Source organism: Bordetella petrii (genome assembly GCF_020991325.1).
Taxonomy (GTDB): domain Bacteria; phylum Pseudomonadota; class Gammaproteobacteria; order Burkholderiales; family Burkholderiaceae_B; genus Bordetella_A; species Bordetella_A petrii_E.
The window spans coordinates 1-4,812 of record NZ_JAJMLX010000315.1; the positions used below are offsets into that span (position 1 = coordinate 1).

Genomic DNA, 4,812 nt, shown 5'->3' on the forward strand with positions numbered 1-4,812 from the left:
GGGGCGCATCGCCTACGGCCCGGTGCAGGCCGACGATGTGGCCGGCCTGTTCGACGCGGGCTGGCTGCAGGGCGGCGCGCACCCGCTGTGCCTGGGGCCCACCGAAAACATCCCCTACCTGAAAAAACAACAACGCCTGACCTTCGCCAGGGTAGGCATCATCGACCCCCTTTCCACCGATGACTACCAGGCCCACGAAGGCCTGCAAGGCCTGCGGCGCGCCCTGGCCATGGCGCCGGAAGACATCGTCCAGGAAATCACCCAGTCGGGCCTGCGCGGACGCGGCGGCGCGGCCTTTCCCACCGGCATCAAGTGGAAAACCGTGGCCACCACGCCCGCGCCGCAGAAATACATCGTCTGCAACGCGGACGAAGGCGATTCGGGCACGTTCTCCGACCGCCTGCTGATGGAAGGCGATCCCTGTGTACTGCTCGAGGGCATGGCCATCGCCGGCCTGGCGGTAGGCGCCACCTATGGCTATATCTATGTGCGCTCTGAATACCCGCACGCCATCGCCACGCTGAACGCCGCCATCGACGCCGCGCGTGCCGCGGGCTGGCTGGGCGACGACATCCTGGGCAGCGGCCGGCGCTTCGACCTGGAAGTGCGCAAGGGCGCCGGCGCCTATATCTGCGGCGAAGAAACCTCGCTGCTGGAAAGCCTGGAAGGCAAGCGCGGCGTGGTACGCGCCAAGCCGCCCCTGCCGGCCATCGCCGGGCTGTTCGGCCAGCCCACCGTCATCAACAACGTCATTTCGCTGGCCTCGGCGCCCATCATCCTGGCGCGCGGCGCGGCCTATTACCGTGATTACGGCATGGGCCGCTCGCAGGGCACCCTGCCCTTCCAACTGGCGGGCAACCTGAAGCATGGCGGCCTGGTCGAAGCGGCCTTCGGGCTGACACTGCGCGAACTGCTGTTCGACTTCGGCGGCGGCAGCGCCTCGGGCCGGCCGCTGCGCGCCGTGCAAGTGGGCGGCCCGCTGGGCGCTTACCTGCCCGAATCGCAATGGGACGTGCCGCTGGACTACGAAGCCTACATGGGCATCTCGGCCATGGTGGGCCACGGAGGCATCGTGGCCTTCGACGATACCGTCGACATGGCCCGCATGGCGCGCTACGCCATGGAGTTCTGCGCCGTGGAATCCTGTGGCAAGTGCACGCCGTGCCGCATCGGCGCGGTGCGCGGCGTGGAAACGCTGGACAAGATCGTGGCGCGCGGCCCGCAGCATGAACAGCAGGTACATCTGCTGCGCGATTTGTGCGACACCATGCTGGGCGGTTCACTGTGCGCGCTGGGCGGCATGACGCCCTACCCGGTGCTGTCCGCGCTGAACCATTTTCCTGAAGACTTCGGGGTGGCCGCGCAAGCAGCCGCGCACCCGGCCTGAACATAGCGAGATCCGCCATGCTCGAAACCGTCATCATGCGCGAGCGCGACCTGGGTACTCCCGCCCGCGTGGCCGCCCGCCTTGTCACCCTGACCGTCGACGGCCAGGAAATCTCCGTGCCGGAAGGCACGTCGGTGATGCGCGCCGCGGCCGAGGCCGGCATCAACATCCCCAAACTGTGCGCCACCGACAGCCTGGAACCCTTTGGCTCGTGCCGGCTGTGCCTGGTGCAGATCGACGGCCGCCGCGGCTATCCGGCGTCATGCACGACCCCGGCCGAGGACGGCATGGTGGTGCATACCGCCACGCCCAAGCTGCACGACCTGCGGCGCGGCGTGATGGAACTGTATATTTCCGACCACCCCCTTGACTGCCTGACCTGCCCCGCCAACGGCGACTGCGAACTTCAGGACATGGCCGGCGTGGTGGGCCTGCGGGCCGTGCGCTACGGCTACGAAGGCAGCAACCACCTGCAGGCGCAAACCGACGCGTCCAACCCGTATTTTTCGTACGATCCGTCCAAGTGCATCGTGTGCAACCGCTGCGTGCGGGCCTGCGAGGAAACCCAGGGCACCTTCGCGCTGACGATTTCCGGCAAGGGCTTTGACTCGCGCGTGTCGGCCGGCCAGGACCAGCCCTTCCTGGACAGTGAATGCGTGTCCTGCGGGGCCTGCGTGCAGGCCTGTCCCACATCCACCCTGCAGGAAAAAACCATCATCATGATGGGCCAGGCCGAACACTCGGTAATAACCACCTGCGCCTATTGCGGGGTGGGCTGCGGCTTCAAGGCCGAAATGAAAGGCCAGGAAGTGGTGCGCATGGTGCCCTGGAAAGACGGCCAGGCCAACCGCGGCCACGCCTGCGTGAAGGGCCGGTTCGCCTGGGGCTATGCCACGCACAAGGAACGCGTGCTCAAGCCAATGATACGGAAGGCCATTACCGATCCGTGGCGCGAAGTGTCGTGGCAGGAAGCCATCGACTATGCCGCGTCCGAGTTCCGCCGCATCCAGGCCAGCCATGGCCGCGACGCCATCGGCGGCATTACCTCATCGCGCTGCACCAACGAAGAAACCTGGCTGGTCCAGAAACTGGTGCGCGCGGCGTTCGGCACCAACAACGTGGACACCTGCGCGCGGGTCTGCCATTCGCCTACAGGCTATGGCCTGAAGCAGACGCTGGGTGAATCGGCCGGTACGCAAACCTTCGATTCCGTCATGCACACTGACGTGGTGATCATGATGGGGGCCAACCCCAGCAGCGCCCACCCGGTGTTCGCCTCGCGCCTGAAACGCCGGCTGCGCCAGGGCGCGCGCCTGATCGTCATCGACCCGCGCCGCATCGAACTGGTGAACTCGCCCCACATCAAGGCCGACTATCACCTGCCCGTGCGTCCGGGCACCAACGTGGCCGTGCTGACGGCGCTGGCGCACGTCATCGTTACCGAACAACTGGTGGCCGAAGACTTCGTGGCCCAGCGCTGCGAACCCAAGGCCTTCAACGAATGGCGCGACTTCGTGGCGCGCCCCGAGCATTCGCCCGAAGCCACCGAGGCCATCACCGGCGTGCCGGCCGAGCACCTGCGCGGCGCCGCCCGCCTGTACGCCACGGGCGGCAACGGTTCCATCTACTACGGCCTGGGCGTTACCGAGCACAGCCAGGGTTCCACCGCCGTGATGGCGATTGCCAACCTGGCCATGGCCACCGGGAACATCGGCCGCGAGGGCGTAGGCGTGAACCCGATGCGCGGGCAGAACAATGTGCAGGGGTCGTGCGACATGGGCTCGTTCCCGCACGAACTGCCGGGCTACCGCCATGTCTCGGATTCCACCGTGCGCGCCCAGTTCGAAGCCGACTGGGGCGTCACCATCCAGCCCGAGCCCGGCCTGCGCATTCCCAACATGTTCGAGGCGGCCCTGGCCGGCAGCTTCAAGGGCCTGTACTGCCAGGGCGAAGACATCGTGCAGTCCGACCCCAACACCCAGCATGTGGCCGCTTCCCTGGCAGCCATGGAATGCATTGTGGTGCAGGACCTGTTCCTGAACGAAACCGCCAAGTACGCGCACGTGTTCCTGCCCGGCTCGTCGTTCCTGGAAAAAGACGGCACCTTCACCAACGCCGAACGCCGCATTTCGCGCGTGCGCAAGGTCATGGAACCGCGCAACGGCCTGTCCGACTGGGAAGTGACCGCCGCATTGTCGAACGCGCTGGGCTACCCCATGAACTACGGCCACCCCAGCGAGATCATGGACGAGATCGCGCGGCTGACGCCCACGTTCTCGGGCGTCAGCTATGCCAAGCTCGACCGCCTGGGCAGCCTGCAATGGCCGTGCAACGACACGGCGCCCGACGGCACGCCCATCATGCATATCGACGAGTTCGTACGCGGCAAGGGAAAATTCATGATCACCAAGTACGTGCCTTCCGAAGAACGCAGCACCCGCAAGTTCCCGCTGCTGCTGACCACGGGCCGCATCTTGTCGCAGTACAACGTGGGCGCCCAGACCCGCCGCACCGAGAACGTGGCGTGGCACAGCGAGGACGTGCTGGAAATGCACCCTCAAGACGCCGAAGACCGCGGCGTAAGCGAAGGCGACTGGGTGGGCATACAAAGCCGGTCCGGCGAAACCGTGCTGCGCGCCACCCTGACCGACCGCGTGCAGCCGGGAGTGGTGTACACCACCTTCCACTTCCCCGAATCGGGCGCCAACGTCGTCACCACCGACAATTCCGACTGGGCCACCAACTGCCCCGAGTACAAGGTGACGGCGGTGCAGGTGATGCGCGTTTCGCAACCGTCGGAATGGCAGCGGCAATGGTCGCGCTTCTCGGACGTGCAGCAAAAACTGCTGCGAGAACGCGCCCGCGAAACCGAAGCCGCGTTCAGCGGCAAGTAGGTGCCACGAGCCATGGACCGCAGCTATTCCGCCCCGCCATCGCGGCCCGACTGCGCCGATGCGGCGGTGCTGCGCGTGCGCGGCGGCGCCGTCGTGGCCGCCACCCAGATCGACCGCGTGGCCGAAGAAACCCCCGTGGCGCTGGAATACAACGGCATCAGCCACGCCACCATGCTGGCCACCCCGGCCGACCTGGAAGATTTCGCGCTGGGTTTCTCGCTGACCGAAGGCATCGTCGACAGCCCGGCCGACATCCGCGGCATCGACGTGGTGCCGCAGTTCAACGGCGTGGTGCTGCAGGTGGAAATATCCAGCGCCTGCGCGATGCGCCTGAAGACCCGGCGCCGCGCCATGGCCGGCCTTACGGGCTGCGGCCTGTGCGGCGTGGAAACGCTGCCCGAAGTCTTGCGGCAGGTGCCTACCGTGCCCGACGGCCAGGCCGTGCCGCTGCCGTCGGTACTGGCCGCCATGCGCGCCATGCGCGCCAGCCAGGAACTGCACGACATCACCGGCGCCACCCATGCCGCGGCC

The 4,812-nt window shown here is 66.9% G+C and carries 3 protein-coding genes; all 3 read left to right on the top strand.

Going from position 1 to position 4,812, the window contains the following annotated elements; translation table 11 throughout:
* The coding region (locus tag LPZ50_RS21735; RefSeq protein ID WP_230664863.1) for an NADH-ubiquinone oxidoreductase-F iron-sulfur binding region domain-containing protein at window positions 1-1,387 on the top strand (1,387 nt) is incomplete at its 5' end.
* Between the two features lie 17 nt (window positions 1,388-1,404).
* Window positions 1,405-4,281 carry a formate dehydrogenase subunit alpha gene (gene fdhF, locus LPZ50_RS21740; RefSeq protein ID WP_230664865.1) on the top strand — a complete coding sequence of 959 codons (2,877 nt, stop codon included), beginning with the start codon at window positions 1,405-1,407 and terminating at the stop codon, window positions 4,279-4,281.
* A gap of 12 nt (window positions 4,282-4,293) precedes the next feature.
* Window positions 4,294-4,812: formate dehydrogenase accessory sulfurtransferase FdhD (locus LPZ50_RS21745; RefSeq protein ID WP_230664867.1), on the top strand; the 519-nt coding region annotated here is incomplete at its 3' end.

Excerpts from the sequence above, each read along its gene's own strand:
- fdhF (WP_230664865.1), top strand. The coding sequence starts at position 1,405 with ATGCTCGAAACCGTCATCATGCGCGAGCGCGACCTGGGTACTCCCGCC.